This window comes from Pseudomonas rhizosphaerae, from assembly GCF_000761155.1.
In the GTDB taxonomy this organism is placed as follows: Bacteria; Pseudomonadota; Gammaproteobacteria; order Pseudomonadales; family Pseudomonadaceae; genus Aquipseudomonas; species Aquipseudomonas rhizosphaerae.
On record NZ_CP009533.1, the window covers coordinates 3,016,338 to 3,034,491 of the forward strand.

The 18,154-nt window shown below is 64.0% G+C and carries 11 protein-coding genes; 5 read left to right on the plus strand and 6 right to left on the minus strand.

Annotated features, from left to right (window positions below):
* Positions 1–39: 39 nt before the first annotated feature.
* Positions 40–4,944 carry an alpha-2-macroglobulin family protein gene (locus LT40_RS13400; protein ID WP_043190968.1) on the minus strand — a complete coding sequence of 1,635 codons (4,905 nt, stop codon included), beginning with the start codon at positions 4,942–4,944 and terminating at the stop codon, positions 40–42.
* A gap of 144 nt (positions 4,945–5,088) precedes the next feature.
* Between LT40_RS13400 and LT40_RS13405 the strand changes: the two genes are divergently transcribed.
* A complete protein-coding gene (locus LT40_RS13405; RefSeq protein WP_043190970.1) occupies positions 5,089–6,426 on the plus strand; it encodes an MATE family efflux transporter in 1,338 nt (445 codons plus the stop codon).
* Positions 6,427–6,506: 80 nt separating this feature from the next.
* Here LT40_RS13405 and LT40_RS13410 read toward each other — a convergent pair whose 3' ends face one another.
* From LT40_RS13410 to LT40_RS13430, 5 genes are all read right to left on the minus strand, one after another.
* The gene (locus LT40_RS13410) at positions 6,507–7,373 is read right to left on the minus strand and encodes an alpha/beta hydrolase (RefSeq protein ID WP_043190972.1); all 867 of its coding nucleotides are present in this window, start codon (positions 7,371–7,373) and stop codon (positions 6,507–6,509) included.
* Between the two features lie 3 nt (positions 7,374–7,376).
* Entirely contained in the window at positions 7,377–9,290 is a 1,914-nt protein-coding gene (speA, locus tag LT40_RS13415) for an arginine decarboxylase (RefSeq protein ID WP_043190973.1), read from the minus strand.
* Positions 9,291–9,422: 132 nt separating this feature from the next.
* Entirely contained in the window at positions 9,423–9,794 is a 372-nt protein-coding gene (locus LT40_RS13420; protein ID WP_043193674.1) for a translation initiation factor Sui1, read from the minus strand.
* Between the two features lie 235 nt (positions 9,795–10,029).
* On the minus strand, positions 10,030–10,572 hold the full coding sequence (locus tag LT40_RS13425) for an NUDIX hydrolase (protein ID WP_043190975.1): 543 nt from the start codon (positions 10,570–10,572) through the stop codon (positions 10,030–10,032).
* A 4-nt stretch (positions 10,573–10,576) separates the two neighbouring features.
* The gene (locus tag LT40_RS13430) at positions 10,577–11,647 is read right to left on the minus strand and encodes a DUF2333 family protein (protein ID WP_043190979.1); all 1,071 of its coding nucleotides are present in this window, start codon (positions 11,645–11,647) and stop codon (positions 10,577–10,579) included.
* Positions 11,648–12,873: 1,226 nt separating this feature from the next.
* Here LT40_RS13430 and LT40_RS22155 point away from each other — a divergent pair.
* From LT40_RS22155 to accC, 4 genes are all read left to right on the plus strand, one after another.
* The gene (locus LT40_RS22155) at positions 12,874–13,875 is read left to right on the plus strand and encodes a methyl-accepting chemotaxis protein (protein WP_475276229.1); all 1,002 of its coding nucleotides are present in this window, start codon (positions 12,874–12,876) and stop codon (positions 13,873–13,875) included.
* Between the two features lie 185 nt (positions 13,876–14,060).
* Complete coding sequence (locus tag LT40_RS13440) at positions 14,061–15,842, plus strand: protein-disulfide reductase DsbD (protein WP_043190985.1); 1,782 nt, start codon at positions 14,061–14,063, stop codon at positions 15,840–15,842.
* A 384-nt stretch (positions 15,843–16,226) separates the two neighbouring features.
* Positions 16,227–16,679 carry an acetyl-CoA carboxylase biotin carboxyl carrier protein gene (gene accB, locus LT40_RS13445; RefSeq protein ID WP_043190988.1) on the plus strand — a complete coding sequence of 151 codons (453 nt, stop codon included), beginning with the start codon at positions 16,227–16,229 and terminating at the stop codon, positions 16,677–16,679.
* A 17-nt stretch (positions 16,680–16,696) separates the two neighbouring features.
* On the plus strand, positions 16,697–18,043 hold the full coding sequence (accC, locus tag LT40_RS13450) for an acetyl-CoA carboxylase biotin carboxylase subunit (RefSeq protein WP_043190993.1): 1,347 nt from the start codon (positions 16,697–16,699) through the stop codon (positions 18,041–18,043).
* The last annotated feature ends 111 nt before the right edge of the window (positions 18,044–18,154 follow it).

Sequence of the window (18,154 nt, forward strand, 5' to 3'; positions counted from 1 at the left end):
CGCACGGCAGGGGCAACCATCGGCTGCCCCTGCCGGGCCTTACCGGGGCCTTACCGTAAGGTCCGAAGGAGTGGCGCCGACCGCCTGCCAGTTGGGCCGGTACATCGACTCCACCTGGGGTGGCGGCACCTTATAGGTACCCGGCGTCACGGCACGGGCCAGGTACAACAAGTGTGTGCTGCCGTAGCCCTCGAGCTTGAGCGCGGCCACGTAGCGGTCATCGCGAAACTCCTGATGCTGCAAACTGGCATTCTGCATCGATTCACGCCACTGCCTGACGTTGCTGCCGGCGCTGTCCAGGCTGGCGGCGCTTTGCGCCAGATTCTGGTTCTCGATTTCCAGGCCAGCGGGCAGCAGATCCACCACCAGCGCATCGGGTACACGCTGCTTGGCGCTTACCGCCAGATGCACCAGCACCAGATCACCGCTTTTCAGGGTATCGAGCTTGAGCGGTTCGCCGTCCAAGCCCAGGTATTGGCGACGGATCGAGAGCGTGTCGGCGTGCAGTGCCGGAGGCCGAACCGGGTAGCCCGACAGGGTCAGCTGCTGGTACAGCGGCTGCTGCGCCTCACTGCTGACGGTGAGCGACTCGGACAGCGCGCTGCCGGCCAGTTTCAGGGCTGGCTGGGTGTCGCTCAGCTGATGACTTGCGCCGGCACTTTGCAGCTGGGCGGTCCAGGGTTGTTGAGGCTTCGCCAGGGCGTTGCGACCGGCCAGATAGACCGCGTTGCGCTCCTGGGTCGACAGCCAGCTGCTGCTGGCGAGCAGGTCCGAAAGAGTGAACAGGCGTTGTTCGAGTGTCGGCTTGCTCAGCTCGTTTTCCTGCAGCAAGGCGAGCACCAAGGCCTGATCCCGTAGCGGGCTGCCATAGTCGCCAAGCCACTCGTTGTCACTGCGGCCCGCCGCTAGCCCGGCTTGCAAGGCTTGGTCGGCACGGGGCTGGTCACCCATTTTCTGCAGGGCAATGGCCAGTTGCACGAGGGGCAGGCCCGAGCGTGCATCGGTGCGCCGTTCGAACAGGCTGCGCAACGCGCCCAGTGGCGCCTGTTGACTGCGTGCAAGCACCAGACCCGCGTAAGCCTGGACAGCAAAGCGGGTGTGTTCCAGGTTGTCGCTGTAGTCAGCCTCGATCAGGTCCCGCTCCTGCAGGTAGCGCAGCAGTCGCTCGCCCGCCTTCTTCAAGGGCTCTGGGGGTACGGCGTAGCCTTGATCGCGGGCGCGCAGCAGGAAGTCGGTCACATAGGCCGTCAGCCAGTACTCTTCTTCGCCCTCCGCGCTCCACAAGCCGAAACTGCCGTTGTAGCGCTGCATGCCCAGCAGCCGCTCGATGCCGACTTCCATCTTGCGCTTGCGCTCGGCATCCGTGTCGCCCCCCACGCCCAGCTTCTCCAGGCTGGCGGCATCGGAATACAGCGACGGGTACAGGCCGCTGACGGTTTGCTCCAGGCAGCCGTAAGGATATGCCCTGAGCGCCTTGATCTGCTCACCGATGTTGAGCGGCGGTCGGCTCGACAGCGTCAGCAGGGCCTCACGCCCTGCGGGTTCGAAGGGCGATAGGGCACCGGCAGGCAGCGTCCAGGGTTGTTGGTCCTTGAGCACGCTGCGCAGATGACTGACCAGCGCCGGATAAGGGGGACGCACGCCCAGGGTCCAGTTGCGGGCAATGGGCGGCAGGGTTTCGCCGGGCAGGTCGATGCCATCGATCAGCACTTTGATGTGCCCCTGGCCCAACCCGCCTGAGGCTTGCACCTGCACGTACAGCGTCTGACGCTCGCCCTTGGCCAACTGCAACTGCTTACGGGGGGCGTCCACCAGGGTCAACGGGCCTTCGGTATTCAACTGCACGGTCAGGGTCTGTGCACGTTCGGTCAGGTTGGTGACGTCGAGCGCGATACGAGCCTGGTCGCCCCCTGCAAGGAAGCGTGGCGCAGACAGCTCCGCAACCAACGGCGCGGCGACGACGGTCTTGGCCTCGGCCATGCCGAAGCGGTCCTCGGTCCAGGCTTGCGCCATCAGGCGCAGCTCGCCGTTGAAGTCGGGGATATCGACGGTCAGTTGCCCTTCGCCTCGTTCGTCTAGCGTCACGGGGGTGCTTTGCAGGGCGACGATGTTGACGCTGGTCGGCGGGCGCTTACCGCCCTTGGCCAAGTCAGCCGCATCGCCCCCGAAAGCCAGGCTGGCCAGTCGCCCCTGCCCCGCTTCGATCAACTGGCCATAGATGTCCAACTGGTCGGCACCGTAGCCCTTGCGACCGAACAATGCGGCGAAGGGATCGGGTGTGGCGTATTGAGTGATATTGAGGATGCCCACGTCCACTGCGGCCAGCAGCACATGGGCCTGACGCGGGATGCTGCCGTCGCTGTTGCGCGCCTGCACCTTGACCGTGAGCGGCTGCTGGGGACGCATGGTAGCGGGCGCGTCGAGCGTCAGCGCCAGCTTGCGTGCGGCGCGATCGAGCGGCAGGTGCAGCAGGCCGACCGCGCGCTTGGGGGTGACGTTGGCCTTGCGCTCGCCAGGACGAATCACCAGCGCGCTGATGTAGAGATCATGCCGGGCCCATTTCGGATCGACCTTGATGTCGAAGGTCTTGCCCTCGGCGGGCACGTCGATCTCCTGCCACCACAAGGGGCCTTCTGCAGACTCCACCAGCAGATAGCCGTTACCGGCGGCCGGTGGCGTCACCGTTACCCTGGCGGTGTCGCCGTCACCGTAGTGGGGCTTGTCAAGTGCCAGCTTGACCTGGTCCGGGCGTACCGCGCCGCCTTCGGTGTTGTCCTGCCAACTGTAGCCGGCCCAGAAGCGCAGGCTGCTGACCAGACCGGTTTGTGGATCCTCGACCTCGACGCGATAGGGCCCCCACTCCACCGGGAAACTGACCTTGGCGGTGGTGCCCTCGGCGACCGAGAGCGTTTCTTCGCTGAGGTTCAGGTATTTCTCGTTGTAGTTGTAGCTCCAGCCGTCGCTCTCGGAGTAGTTCCAGTAATAGTCGCGGCGCTCGCGCACCAGCCGTACCTTGAGGGCATCGGCAGCCAGCTTGTGACCCTGAGCGTCGGCCACCAGCACCTCGAACTCGGCCGGGCCATCACCGTCGACGTTCTCGCCGTCGAACATACCGCGGACGCCCGGCAGACGATCCGCAGGCCAGACCGGTTGCACCAGCCGACGGGTGATGGGCCGGCCGCCGGACTCCTGCAGGCTGGCTTGCAGCACCACTTGCAGCGGTGACCTGGCTTCGCTCCAGCGGCTGTCGATGGCGAGGTTCGTCTTGCCCTGCGCATCGAGGGTGGCTTCGTCGAGCTCCAGGTCCTGGCTCAGTTCGCCTTCGGTCAGCGAACCGAACTGGAAACCGGGCAGCGCGGGCACGGCCTCGCGCAGGGGGCGCACGTAGACCTGGCCGCTCAGCCGATTGCCTGAAGCCGGTGCGCCGTAGAGGTAGCGGCCGGTCACGTCGACATTCAGCGCATCGGCAGGCGCAATGGGCATGTCCTGGCCTTTGAGCTCCAGCGCCATGCGCTCGGGGAGGAAGTCTTCTACCTGAAACTCGTAGACCTGGGGCTTGCCGTCGCCCAGGTCGAGCAACAATTGCCAGCGTCCGGTCGGTGCTTCGCCGGCCAGTGGCAATTGATACCGATACAAACCCGACTCGTCAGGCTGCCAGACGAATTTGCGGCTGAGCTGGTCGTCCGGGCGGCGGACCTCGACGTTCACCGGTTGCGGCTTGACCGGGTGCCCGTCGTTGTCACGCAACAAAGCATTGAGCAGCACGGTTTCGCCGGGACGGTAGAGGTCGCGCGGGCCGAAGACGAAAAACTGCAATGGATGTGCCTTGGGCCCGGCGATGTCGAACTCGGCCAGATCGAGGGCTGCGGTGTTCAGGCGCAGCAAACTGGTCTGCTCGCCCAAGTGTGCCAGCAGCACCTCGGCTTTCACCGGCGAGGGCAGTTCAGCGTGGCCGGCGGCGTCGGTCTTGCCTTCGCCGATGACCCGGCCCTTGCCGTCAAGCAGTTGCAGGCTGACGTCGGCCAGGGCCTTGCCGCCTTCCAGGGCTTGGGTAAAGACATCCATGCGGTCGGCGTAGCGATGCACGGACAGACCGATGTCGCTCAGCGTGAAGAGCGTCGCCGGTTGGGCGTAGTCGTAGGTGCCCGAGGCGCGCATCACCGCCAGATAGACACCCGGTTGCTGCAACGGCTCGATGCCGGCGATGGGCAGCAGCAGAGTCTCGCGGGTGTTGCGCGCAGGATCGAGATCGAAGCGACCGCCGTAGACCAGTTCGGCCATGGGCAACAGCTCGCGGGATTCATAGCTTTGCAGGCTGCTGTTGCGGCCCCAGCGACTGAGAAACGCCGGCAGCTGCTCGGGCCGTATACGGAAGAATTCGACATCGACCTTGTCGACGTTCAAGGCAATCACCGGCAAGCCTTCGGCCAGGCGAGTCGGCAACAGCGAGCCGCGGCTGGCAAAACCCACGGTGGGCTGCAGGTCCTGGGTTTCCAGACGGCTGGTGTAAGAGGTGGCCAAGGTGGTGCGGTTCACGGAAAGCAGGCCGGCATCCACCGTCAGCACCAGTTTGCGCTTGGGCTCCAGATGGCGAAAGCGCAGCTCCATGAAGTTGTCGGACAGCTCCCAGGCGCCATCCAGCTTGCCACGGGTGCTGTCGACCAGGTGCACCTTGTCGGCGAAGTTCTGCTGGGGATCCAGTGGTGCGCTGAAGGTCAGCGAAAGGGTGCTGGCGCCGTCGAGCTGGATTTCGGAGGCATCGGCGACGGTCAACTCGCGGCCTTCGTAGCGCTTCGCCAACGCCGGCAGATCGACGACGGCTCCAGGGTTGGCCGTAGCCGTTGCGGCCACTGGCGGCGATGGTTCGACGGGTTTTTCCGCGGTCGATGAATCGCACCCGCCGAGCAGGGCCAGGGCGCAGGCCAGAAACAGTCCTTTGTTCAATGTGAAGTACCTGGGGCAGTGAAAAGCAAGGCTGAGAATATATATCAATATTGACGTTTTCGTAGGCAGGGTTACCGGTTGAGACAACTGTGCCGCGGTGTTGCGGCTGTGGGCTACAATCGCCGCCCTGACGACGGAGCTTGCATGTCCACCCTCATTACCGACTGGCGCCATCGCCCGACCCACAAGCGCGTCTGGGCCCTGGCCGCGCCGATGATTCTGTCCAACCTGTCAGTGCCGCTAGTGACGCTGGTGGACAGCGCCGTGATCGGCCATCTGCCCCATGCCCACCAGTTGGGCGCAGTGGCCGTAGGTGGCAGCCTGTTCACGTTCATGGTGTCGCTGATGAGCTTCCTGCGAATGGGCACCACGGGGTTTGCCGCGCAGGCGGCCGGGCGCCGAGACGGTAATGCGTTGCGCCAGATCCTGGTGCAGGGCCTGGGCCTGGGACTGTTGTTTTCCCTGCTGCTGTCGATGCTGGCCCTGCCCTTCAGCCACCTTGCCCTGAGCTTCATGTCGCCGTCGGCTGCACTGGAGCAAGCCACCCACGACTTTTTCCAGACACGCCTGTTGGGGCTGCCCGCCGCCCTGGCCAGCTACGCCTTGATCGGCTGGTTCCTTGGCACTCAGAACGCACGCGCGCCCTTGCAACTATTGCTGACCACCAACCTGGTCAACATTGCCCTGAACCTGTGGTTCGTGCTCGGCCTGGACTGGGGCGTCGTAGGCTCGGCGCGCGCGTCGGTCATTGCCGAATGGGTCGGCGCCCTGCTCGGCCTGAGCCTCACCCGCCCATCCCTGCGCGCCTATCCGGGGCATCTGCTGTGGACGGCGCTCAAGGCATGGCGCAACTGGCAGCCGCTGCTGGGCGTAAACCGCGATATCTTCCTGCGCAGCCTGGCGTTGTCCGGGGTCTTTCTGCTGATCACCCTCCAGGGCGCCCGTTTCGGCGACGCCACCGTGGCCGCCAATGCGCTGCTGCTCAATGGCCTGTTGATAACTGCTTATGCGCTCGACGGCCTGGCCCATGCGGTCGAAGCGTTGTGCGGCCATGCCATCGGTGCACGCGATCGGCAAACGCTGCGCCGCTCGATGGTGGTGGCCTTCGGTTGGTCGTTGATTGCCAGCAGCGGGTTTGCCGTGCTGTTTCTGCTCGGTGGGCATGTGTTCGTCAACCTGCAGACCGACATCCCCAGTGTCCGCGACGCGGCCTATCCGTTCCTGCCCTACCTGGCGGTGCTGCCGCTGATTGCGGTGGGGAGCTATCTGCTGGACGGCCTGTTCATTGGTGCAACGCGGGCACGGGAGATGCGCAACGCGATGCTGGTCAGTGTGGCGGTGATGGTGCCGATTGGCTGGTTGAGCGCGGCGCTAGGGAATCATGGCCTGTGGATGAGTTTTCTGCTGTTCATGGCGCTGCGTGCGGCGACGCTGGGGTGGACGGCGTGGCGGTTGCAGCGGCGGGATGAGTGGGTGTCTTAGTTACGTGTGGTTTGTCAGGGCCCTTTCGCGGGTAGAACCCGCTCCCACAGAAAGCGCTGTTCCACAGGGGACCCTCCCTTTCAAGGGTGGGCTGTGACGAAGCGGGCCACGTCGTCGACTACCGGTGCGAGCCAGCGCAGGGGCCAGGCGAAAGAGGCAACCAGGGTGCGGTGATTCAGCCGGCGGTAATAGCGCTCCTGCACCGCGACACCGGCGCTGCGCAGTCGGCGCGCCAGGCCTTCGCTGTTGCGCACCGGGTCCACGGTCGAGTCGTGGGTAGCGGCAATGAGCAACGCCGGTGGCGAGCCAGCCAGCGGCTGGTTGATAGGCTGAGACTCGGGCGGGGAATCGGGGAAGAAGAATACCGGCTGGGCTTCGGGGTTCTCGATGGGCAGGAAATCATAGGGGCCGGCTAAGCCGACCCAGCCGCGCAAGGCATCGGCAGGCACCCCGGCTTTACGCAACCACTGCGGATCGAGGGCGAGCATGGCTGCGTTGTAGCCCCCGGAACTGTGGCCCATCAGGAACAGACGGCGAGCGTCACCACCGTACTGACCGATGTTTCGATAGGTCCAGGCAACGGCTTGAGCACCGTCCTCGAGAAAGCTGGGATAGCGCACCTGCGGATACAGCCGGTAATCGGCGACCACAACGAGCATGCCGCGAGCGGCGAGGGACTGGGCGACGAAACGATAGTCGCCCCGCTCGCCGCTGTTCCAGGTGCCCCCATAGAAAAAAACCACCACCGGTGTGGCCGGCAGTGGTCGAGTGGGACGATAGACATCCAGCTTCTGCCGCGGGTCGAGGCCGTAGGCCACGCCCTGCGTAGGCTGGTAGTCACTGGATGGTGTCACCACATCCAGGGTGCGCAACCCGGAGCAGCCGCCCAGCAGCCCCAGCAGCCCCAGCAGGGCAGCGAGGGCGAGCAGCCGGGCAGCCAGGCCCATGCGTTACGAGGACAGGTACGAGGAACGGGTCAGGCCCAGGCGCAGGGCGTCCAGGTACTGGGTGCGTTCGCGGGCAGTGATCTTGGCGCTGGCAACCTTGTCACGGTAATGCGTCATCAACTCTTCGGGAGACAGGTGTACATAGCGCAGCATGTCTTCGATGGTGTCATGGGTTTCGATACCGGCGCTGTACACGCTGCCATCCTGACGCTGATAGATGTTCACCGAGTCGGTGTCGCCGAACAGGTTGTGCATGTCGCCCAGAATTTCCTGGTACGCGCCGACCAGGAAGATGCCCAGCAGGTAGTCCTCACCCTGGTTGACGGCGTGCACCGGCAGGCTGGTCTCGATGCTTTGCTCGTCCACGTACTGCTTGATCTTGCCGTCGGAGTCGCAGGTCAGGTCCTGCAGCACGGCGCGACGCAGCGGTTCTTCGTCGAGACGATGCAGCGGCAGGATCGGCAGCACCTGGCCGATGGCCCAGGTGTCGGGCAGGCTCTGGAACACCGAGAAGTTACAGATGTACTTGTCGGCGAGCTTGTCGTTGAGCTCGTCCAGCACCTGGCGATGGGAGCGCTGACGCGCCTTGAGCGAGTTGTGCAGGCGACGGCACACGGCGAAGTAGCACTGTTCGGCCAAGGCCTTCTGCGCCAGGGTCACCTTGCCGTCGGCGTACTGCGCAGCGATGTCGCTGATGTAGTGGGTCGCGCGCCAGTAGTTCTCGGTGACCATCTCGATGTCGGTCGGACCCAGCAGGTCGACCAGCCACTGCAGGGTTTCGGGCAGGCTCTGCTTGTCAACGATCTCGGGGACTTCATCGTTGTGACGTTCGACGTCGGTAACCTGCACCACCAGCATGGCATGATGCGCGGTCAGCGAGCGGCCGCTTTCCGAGAAGATGTGCGGGTGGGGCATGCCCTGGGCATCGCAGAACTCCTTGAGCATGCCCACCACGACACCGGCGTAGTCGTCCATGTCGTAGTTGATCGAGCTGGCGTTGCGCGAATGGGTGCCATCGTAGTCGACCCCCAGGCCGCCACCGACGTCGATGTGATCGACCGGCAGGCCGAGGGAACGCAGCTCACCGTAATAGCGGATGGCTTCCTTGAAGCCGTGCTGGTAGTCCGCCAGGTTGGCGATCTGCGAACCCATGTGGAAGTGCAGCAGGCGAATGCCCTGGTCCAGCCCGGCTTCGCGGAAGCGCTCGACCACCGACAACAGCTGTGCGGCAGACAGGCCGAACTTGGACTTCTCACCACCGGTGTCGGCCCATTTGCTCGACGCCAGGGACGACAGACGCACGCGCAGGCCGATCTGCGGCTTGACCTTGAGGTCGGCCGCTTCCTCGATGACCAGGGCCACTTCGGATTCTTTTTCGATGACGATGAAGACGTTGTGGCCCAGCTTCTGGCCGATGAGGGCCAGACGAATGAATTCGCGGTCCTTGTAGCCGTTGCAGACGATGGTCCCGCCTTTGGGCGCCAGCGCCAGTACGGCGAGCAGCTCAGGCTTGGAGCCGGCTTCCAGGCCGATGGAGACGCCTTCGGTGGCAATGATGTTTTCCACCACCGCTTCCTGTTGGTTGACCTTGATCGGGTACAACGCGGTATAGCGGCTCTGGTATTCCAGACGCGCGATGTTGGCGTCGAAGGCACCGGTCAACTGGCGTACACGGTCCTGCAGTATGTCGGGAAAACGTACCAGCAACGGCAGCGACAGGCCGCTCTTGCGCAGGTGGTCGACCTGTTCGTAAAGATCGATCGGCGAGCTGTCCGGGCCGTTCGGACGAACCTCGACACGGCCAGCCTCGTTGATGGCGAAATAGCCCGCGCCCCAGTGGCGGATGCCATATACGCTGCGGCTGTCGGCCACGGTCCATTGGCTGCCATCGTCTTTGCGTGTGCGTCGTACGGACATCGAAGTCCCCTATGAAAAAAGTCGGTTGTCGCGGGCCGGCGGGCCCTGCGCAGTGTAGAGGGTAAAGATGACGATTGCTGCGCCTGCTGGGGTAGACCCCGGCGCGTACTTCAAGTTTACAAGGCGTGCGGCTCAGCCACCGGATTTGCGGGCCTTGAAGCCCTGCTTGACCAGTTCGGCAAGCAGCAGCTCGACATGGTCGCCCTGGATCTCGATGATGCCGTCTTTCAAGGCACCGCCCGTGCCGCAACGGCGCTTGAGGGTGGTCGCCAGTTCCTTGAGTGCATCGGCTGGCAGCGGGACGCCAGTGATGGTGGTCACGGTCTTGCCACCACGGCCCTTGCTTTCGCGCCGCACCCGGGCGATGCCGTCGCCTTCGGGCACGGCCGTTTGCTTGCAGGTGCAGGCGTCGATGGGCTGACGGCAGTCCGGGCAATGCCGACCGCTGTCGGTGGAGAACACCAGGCCGCCCAGGGCGGCGAAGGATGCGGCTTTCTTTGCCACCGGCATGCCTCATGTGAAGTGGATCAGGCCGCGCAGTTTAACGGGAAAAGGGATGTGTGCTAAGTGCCTGGAGGGGGCATTTGCCGAGGTTGCGCGGATTTCATGAAGCGCTGTGGAGTATCCGCGGCTGTGCGGCGTCTGTTTCGCGGCCGATGACCGCTCCCACGGGGGCGTGACACTTGTGATCTTGTGAGAGCGGTCATTGGCCGCGAAGAATTCGGCCCGCCAAGTCTCGTCAGGCGTTGTCGCGGCAGGCCAGAAAGCGCAGCAAGGCTGCTACGGAATCGGGGCAATAGGGCTCGGTCGTGCTCTCGTCCAGGGCCTGTTGGACCGGGATGAACCGTGCCTCCAGAACCTCCTCGGGTTGCAACTCCAAGGGCCCATCCCACACCGCCGAGAACACCGCGCACCAGACCCGGTTGCCCGGCTGGTCGAAAAGAAACAGTTCGTGAGCGGTCAATTCGACTCCGCTCACGCCCAATTCTTCTTCCAGTTCACGGGCAGCCGATTCGGCATAGGTCTCGTCGCCCTGCACCATGCCACCCGCGGCCACGTCCCAGTAGCCTGGATAGATCGCCTTGCTCAGCGTGCGCCGGTGCACGCACAGCTCACCCTCACCGTTGAACAGCAGGATGTAGGTGCCGCGGCCAATCAGCCCACGCTCACGCAGCTCGGCCCTGGGCAGGGTTCCCAGCAACTGGTCGGACTCATCCACCCAGGCGATCGACTCGGCATCGGACGCAGCACGATGTTCGACCTCCTGGGTCGAGATGGGCATGTCCTCAGCCCTGCGTCAGCAACTGACGAAGGTCGATCACCGCAGCGTTGGCCCGCGAAATGTAGTTGGCCATGACCAGCGAATGGTTGGCCCACATGCCGAAGCCGCTGCCATTGAGGATCATCGGACTCCACACCGGTGCCTGGGAGGCTTCGAGTTCACGGATGATCTGACGCACGCTCACGGTTGCATTCTTCTTGGCCAGGACGTCGGCGAAGTCGACTTCGATGGCGCGCAGCAGATGGGACAGCGCCCACGCCTGGCCGCGAGCCTCATAGAACACATTGTCGATCTGCATCCACGGGGTTTCGACGATTTCTTCGTCGACCTGAGGTGCCTGGCCGGCAATCACGCTTTCGGTCTTGAGTGTGGTGTTCAGCTTGACCCGACCGACGCTGGCCGACAGGCGTTGCGACAGCGAACCAAGGCGGGTACCGACGTCGCCCAGCCAGTTGTTCAGGTTGTCGGCACGGGTGTAGAACAGCGCGTTGGTCTGACTTGGGTCGGACAGGCGATTCTGGTAGCGGGTCAGCAGGTTGATGCCTTCCTGGAACTCGGACTCGCTGGAAGGCAGCACCCAGCTCTTGTTGTCGAAGTTGAAGCGTGGCTCGGCACGGGCCAGGTCACCGTCTTCGGCAGACTGCGACTGCGAGCGCGCGAAGTCCTTGCGCAAGGCACGGCTCAGGTCGCGGACCTGGACCAGCACGCCGTATTCCCAGCTGGGCATGTTGTCCATCCACAGGCCGGGCGGAAGACGGTCGTTGGAAATGTAGCCACCGGGTTTGTTCAGCAAGGTCGAAGCCACGGCCTTGAGAGTTTCCACAGTGGTGTAGCCGACGACCATCTGGCGTCCGTCACGCTGGGCAGCTGCCTGGGCATTCTGCTGCACCGGGAACAGTTCGGGCTCTTCGCTCCAGTACCAACCCAGCAACAGGGTCACTACCAGATAGACCGCCAGCGCGCCCAGTACCGCCTTGCTCAACAGCAGGCTTTTGACAGAGCTGCGTGGGCCGCCGCCGGTGTCGGCACGCTCCCGCGCTTCACCGTTGCCCGCACGATTCTTCCAGTCCAGCATGGCTTATGTCCTTTCTATCGCGGAATTCATGGGTTCTGACCTCGTCACCTGGCTAACGTGCCTCGCAGGGGCAAAGTTTTCCGGGAGAGAAAGCACTTTGGCACTATAAAGGATGTGCAGGACTGTCGCAGCCGCAGCAAAGGCATCTGAATGTGTCAGACCCTGAGTCCAGCAGCATTAGACGTACAGGCTAAATGCCATCTTTTTCTCGGCAATTCATGAGCCTGTAACAGACCAACCCTACCTTCACGCACTGACCATTTCGCTGTTGGTAGTGCCCCATGCGCCTGAAACTGCTCACCAATCTGAACACCCTGTTGCTAGTCGCCGTCTGCACTGCGCTGGCAGCCACCCTGTGGTGGTCGCAGAGAGCCTTGGAGCAGCCCTACCTGCTGATGGAACGCTACCTGCAACTGTCGCGGCAGTTCCAGGACGACGTGGTGCGCAACGTTCAGGATTATCTGAGCAGCGGCGATGCGTTGCGCCATGCCGAAGCCACGCAGGGGCTGACCCGGCTGCATGAGGGGGTCGACAGCCTGCCGACAGCACTGACCGGCGCACTGCAGAACGATGTGCAGGCGCTGATGACCTTCAGTGCCGAACAACTGCTGGCTGCCGGCAAGCTGGCGGGCGATCCACAGGCACTGCTGGTGCAGGCCGAGCGCGAGCTGGGCGCTACGCTGGAGCAATTGGCCCGGTATGCCGAGGGCAACGGGGCGTATCAGGCAACGCTGCTGACCGCCAGCCAGCATTTGGCCCGGCTGACCCTGGCCCGGGAAAAGATGGTCGGCAGCGGGCGCAGTGCACTGGCCGAAGACGTCGAGCGCGAGCTGGCCGGCATCAAGGCCCAGGCCACCACCCTGCAGGGCCTGCCGTTGCTGGGGATTGCCAGCGCCAGCGCGTCGAGCGCCGATGATTTCGCTGCGTTGATGGGCTTGCAGAACGACGCCGCCAGTGGCACCCAGGATGACGGTGTGGACCTCAAGCGCGAGCTGGCCAGCCTGCTGACGCGCTATCCAGCCGAACTGAGCCGTACCCGTGAGTTGATCCAGCGGCGGACCGAGCTGGCCGATGCCGCGCAGCAAAGTATCGATGCTGTACAGCAGGGCCTGGGCGCACTGGAACCCGCCGTGCGCGGCCAACACGCAAGCATCCAGGGCGAAGTAAGGCTGCTGCAAGGGGCCATGATCGGCCTGATCCTGCTGATCGCATTGCTTATCGACCGCATGCAGCGACGCCTGGCCGGCGTGCTGACACGTCTGGACCCGGCCCTGTCGACCTGGGCCGAGGGCGACTTCGCCAAGCCCATTGCCCTGGGCCGTACCAACCATGAGCTGCAGGCCATCGAGGCCTCCCTCAATCGTTTGCGCCTGTACCTGGTCGAGTTGGTCGGCACCATTCGCCAGAACGCCGAGCAGGTCGCCGGCAGCAGCCATCAGTTGGCCGAACTCAGCGGCGGCCTGCATCGAGGGGCGCTGCGCCAGGCCGGCGATACCGCGCAGATTCGCGATGCGCTGGGCGAGCTGGAAGCGACCATCGGCCAGGTGGCCGACGACGCCAGTCAGGCAGCCGCAGCCAGCCGCTTGGCGGGGGATGCGGTGGAACATGGCCAGCAGGTCATCGGGCAGAGCCTCAGGGGGCTGCACGCGCTGGTGGGTGAAGTGCAGGGCAATGCGCAGATGATCGAGCAGCTCGCCGAGGAGTCGGCCACCATTGGTGGGGTACTGACCGTGATTCGCTCGATTGCCGACCAGACCAACCTGCTGGCGCTCAATGCCGCCATCGAGGCCGCTCGGGCCGGCGAAATGGGTCGTGGTTTTGCAGTGGTGGCTGAAGAGGTTCGCTCGCTGGCATCGCGCACGACCGGGGCGACCCATCAGATCCAGAGCTTGATTGCCGGCCTGCAAACCACAGCGCGCGAGTCCGTGCAGGGCATCCGCGCACAAGTGGTTCACGCCCAGGCCACGGCAAGTCAGGCCGAGGCTGCGGACGGCGCACTGGCGCAGATCGTCACGGCGATCCAGACCATCTCCGACACCGCCGTGCGTATCGCCGACTCGACGGCCCAGCAAAGTGGCGCAGTGGGCGACATTCGCGAGCACGGCGAGCGCATTCACGGCTTGGGTGAAGACAACCTGAGGCGCATCGACCAAGGACGCGCCCAGGGCGAGCAGCTGTTGCTGCTCGGCGGCGAGCTGCGCACGGCGGTGCAGGCGTTCAGGGTGTAAAGCTGGGGGATGGCGCGGGCGGCTCTTTTCTGGGCGACCCTCTCCGGGCGACCCTATCTAGGCGACCCTATCTAGGCGACCCTCTCCGGGCGACCCATCCTGTTACATGAAATTGGGGTGGGGTGATTCGGCAGTACCGCACGGCTCCAGTATGATGCGCGCTCAGTTGCTGTTAGAGAAACGTCATGCGCCGCCTGCTCTGCCTTTTGTTGTTGGTTCTCGCACTGCCCGTCGCAGCCTCTGGCCTGCTCGACACGCGGCCCAGCGCCACCCTGGGAGGTGCATCGCTGAACAACAGCGCCGACTTCCTGCCGGTCGGCCAGGCGTTCCAGCTCGAACAGGTGCAGTCCTCGGCAGAAGACATCACCCTGCGCTTCGTCATTGCCGAAGGCTACTACCTCTATCGCCATCGCTTCGAATTCAAGGCCGAACCCGCCGACGTCGTGCTGGGCGCGGCACAACTGCCCGCCGGCGAGCAGAAGCACGACGAGTATTTCGGCGATGTCGAGGTCTACCACGGCATTCTCGACGTGCACATCCCTCGCCCTGCCGGTGACCAGCGGGCCCTCACCCTGGCGGTGACGTTCCAGGGCTGTGCCGACAAGGGCCTGTGCTACCCGCCGGCAACCCAGCGCCTGTCCGTGGCCGGCATTGGCCAGGCTGCACCGGTAGCGACCGAGGCGCCGGTTACCGGTGGCTGGCATTGGCACGAACTGGCGCTGTTCTTTCTCGCCGGCATTGGCTTGACCTTCACGCCCTGCGTATTGCCGATGCTGCCTATTCTGTCCGGCGTGGTCCTGCGCGGGCAGGTGGGTGGGCTGCGAGGCTTCAGCCTGTCGCTGGCCTACGTGCTGCCCATGGCGGTCTGTTTCGCCCTGCTCGGCGCGCTGATGGGCAAGTTCGGCGCCGAGCTCAACCTGCAGGCACGCTTGCAGTCGGTCTGGGTGCTGGTGCCGTTCGCGCTGTTCTTCGTCGTGTTTGCCCTGGCCATGTTCGGCGTGTTCGAGCTCAAGCTGCCAGCGGCCGTGAGTCAACGCCTGGATCGCGTGGCGGGCAATGCCAAGGGCGGCTCGCTGTGGGGTGCGGCGGTGCTCGGCGTGGTGTCGAGCCTGCTGGTGTCACCCTGCGTCTCGGCGCCGCTGGCCGGAGCGCTGCTCTATATCAGCGCCAGCGGCGATGCCCTCGGTGGCGGGTTGAAACTCTTTGCTCTGGGCCTGGGTATGGGCGCGCCACTGCTGCTCGTGGCCACGGGCGGTGCGGCCTGGTTGCCCAAGAGCGGCCCGTGGCTGGTGACCGTCAAGAATGCCATCGGCGTGCTGCTGCTGGGCCTGGCGATCGCCCTGCTTGCCCGAGTGCTGCCGGGCAGTGTCACGCTGTTGTTGATCGGCCTGCTGGCCGCCGCTATCGGCGTGTTCATGGGGGCGCTGGAGTGGGTGGTCAAGCCTGCGCGCCAGCGCCTGCAACAGGTAGTGGGGCTGGGCTTTCTGTTCTACGCCCTGGCCTGCTGGCACGGCGCCCTGAGCGGCCACTCCGATCCTTTCCAGCCGCTGGCACGCCCGGCCGCCATTGCTTCGAGCTCCACCACGCCAAACGTCTCGGCCGATGCCTGGCAGACGATCACCACCACCGACGGCTTCGAGCAGGCACTGCAACAGGCCACCGCCGCCGGCCAGCCGCTGGTATTGGACTGGTATGCCGACTGGTGCATCAGCTGCAAGGTCATCGAGCATGAAGTGCTGACCGACCCGCAGGTGATCGCGGGGCTGGCAGGTTATCGCAAGGTGCGCCTGGACATTACCCAGAGCAACGCCGAACAGCGTGCCCTGCTCGATCGCTTCAAACTGTTCGGCCCGCCTGCCTTGCTGTTCTTCGACGCCAACGGCAGCGAACAGGTTGGCTCGCGAGTGGTTGGCGAAATCGATGCGGCAACCTTCGCAGGAAAAATCCCGGCTTTGGGTAATCCGTGACACTGGCAGTGACCAGAACCGACAAGCGAGTCACAAATTTTGCGCAAACATCGGACAACGTGCAGGCTATTGCGCTTAACTGGACATACGCCCGAGCTTTCCGGCATAGTTCGCCCGCTCAACCCATGAACCTGGTGATGAGAGGCCACTGAAAGCAAGGCTGCTCCAACGGCTTTTGTCGGCGGATGTCACCCCTGACGTGACGCGCCGCTGTCGATGAGCATCCCACTGTTCGACGTGCGTATTTTTCACCGGCACGTTCAAGAATTTTCGCCGCCACTCGGCCCTTTTCAACGGCACAAGTGTTCGCAGCCTTCCTAGAAAGGCGCTTGGCACAGAACACCTACTGAACGCCCCTGACCGACCCTTGGGAGTTGATGATTAATGGATATTCGTAAAGTCAAGAAACTGATCGAGCTGCTGGAAGAGTCCGGCATCGACGAGCTGGAAATCAAGGAAGGCGAAGAGTCCGTACGGATCAGCCGCCACAGCAAGACCCCGGCCCAGCAGTACTATGCGCCCGCGCCGATGGCAGCGCCTGCCGCGGCACCGGTCGCCGCTGCACCGGCTGCAGCCGCCGAGCCTGCCGCTGCCAAGTTCAACGGCACCGTCGCTCGCTCGCCAATGGTCGGTACTTTCTACCGCAAGGCTTCGCCAGCGTCGCCGGCGTTCGTCGAAGTGGGCCAGACTGTGAAGAAGGGCGATACCCTGTGCATCGTCGAAGCAATGAAAATGATGAACCACATCGAAGCTGAAACCAGCGGTGTGATCGAATCGATCCTGGTAGAAGACGGTCAGCCGGTTGAGTACGACCAGCCGCTGTTCACCATCGTTTGACCAGCGGAGAGCCTGCGATGTTGGAAAAAGTTCTGATCGCCAACCGCGGCGAAATCGCCTTGCGGATCCTGCGTGCCTGCAAAGAGCTGGGCATCAAGACCGTTGCCGTCTACTCCAAGGCCGACAAGGAGCTGATGCACCTTGGCCTGGCTGACGAATCGGTGTGCATCGGCCCTGGGCCTGCCAATCTGTCCTATCTGCACATCCCGGCGATCATCGCTGCGGCCGAAGTGACCGGCGCCACCGCCATTCACCCAGGCTATGGCTTTCTCGCCGAGAACGCGGATTTTGCCGAGCAGGTCGAGAAATCCGGTTTTGCCTTCATCGGCCCAACCGCCGAAACCATCCGCCTGATGGGCGACAAGGTCTCGGCCAAGCACGCGATGATCGCGACCGGCGTACCGACGGTACCCGGCTCCGATGGCCCGCTGCCCGAAGATGAAGAAGAAGCCCTGCGCATCGGCCGTGAAGTCGGCTACCCGGTGATCATCAAGGCCGCTGGCGGCGGCGGTGGTCGCGGCATGCGCGTGGTACACAAGGAAGAAGACCTGATTGCCTCGGCCAAGCTGACCCGTACCGAAGCAGGCGCGGCGTTCGGCAATCCGATGGTGTACCTGGAAAAATTCCTGACCAACCCACGCCACGTGGAAGTTCAGGTGCTCTCCGACGGTCAGGGCCAGGCGATCCACCTGGGCGACCGCGACTGTTCGTTGCAGCGTCGTCACCAGAAGGTCCTGGAAGAAGCGCCGGCACCGGGCATCGACGAAGCCGCACGCGAGGAAGTCCTGGCACGCTGCGTCAAGGCCTGCATCGAGATCGGCTACCGCGGCGCCGGCACGTTCGAGTTCCTCTACGAGAACGGCCGTTTCTACTTCATCGAGATGAACACCCGCGTGCAGGTGGAGCACCCGGTGTCGGAGATGGTCACGGGTATCGACATCGTCAAGGAGATGCTCAGCATCGCCGCTGGCAACAAGCTGTCGTTCACTCAGGATGACGTGGTCATTCGTGGTCACTCGCTGGAGTGCCGGATCAACGCCGAAGACCCGAAAAGCTTCATCCCCAGCCCCGGCACCGTCAAGCATTTCCACGCACCGGGCGGCAACGGCGTTCGCGTCGATTCGCACCTGTACAGTGGCTATGCCGTACCGCCGAACTACGACTCGCTGATCGGCAAGCTGATCACCTGGGGCAAGGACCGCGACGAGGCCATGGCCCGTATGCGCAATGCCCTGGACGAGATCATCGTGGACGGCATCAAGACCAACATCGCCCTGCACCGCGACCTGGTGCGTGATGAAGGTTTCTGCAAAGGCGGCGTCAACATCCACTACCTGGAACACAAGCTGGCCAGCCAGAAGTGATTGGGTTGTTGATGTGAAGTTGTAAGCGAAAAAAGGACCCGGCTTTCGAGCCGGGTTTTTTTTGGCCCTTGCGCCCCTCCTCGCGTAAACTGGCGCGCTCGTCGCAGCGAC

Bases quoted from the DNA above. Each gene is read 5' to 3' on its own strand.
- LT40_RS13405 (WP_043190970.1), top strand. From the start codon at position 5,089: ATGTCCACCCTCATTACCGACTGGCGCCATCGCCCGACCCACAAGCGC.
- LT40_RS13410 (WP_043190972.1), bottom strand. From the start codon at position 7,373: ATGGGCCTGGCTGCCCGGCTGCTCGCCCTCGCTGCCCTGCTGGGGCTG.
- speA (WP_043190973.1), bottom strand. From the start codon at position 9,290: ATGTCCGTACGACGCACACGCAAAGACGATGGCAGCCAATGGACCGTG.
- LT40_RS13425 (WP_043190975.1), bottom strand. From the start codon at position 10,572: ATGCCCATCTCGACCCAGGAGGTCGAACATCGTGCTGCGTCCGATGCC.
- LT40_RS13430 (WP_043190979.1), bottom strand. From the start codon at position 11,647: ATGCTGGACTGGAAGAATCGTGCGGGCAACGGTGAAGCGCGGGAGCGT.
- LT40_RS22155 (WP_475276229.1), top strand. From the start codon at position 12,874: ATGCAGCGACGCCTGGCCGGCGTGCTGACACGTCTGGACCCGGCCCTG.
- LT40_RS13440 (WP_043190985.1), top strand. From the start codon at position 14,061: ATGCGCCGCCTGCTCTGCCTTTTGTTGTTGGTTCTCGCACTGCCCGTC.
- accB (WP_043190988.1), top strand. From the start codon at position 16,227: ATGGATATTCGTAAAGTCAAGAAACTGATCGAGCTGCTGGAAGAGTCC.
- accC (WP_043190993.1), top strand. From the start codon at position 16,697: ATGTTGGAAAAAGTTCTGATCGCCAACCGCGGCGAAATCGCCTTGCGG.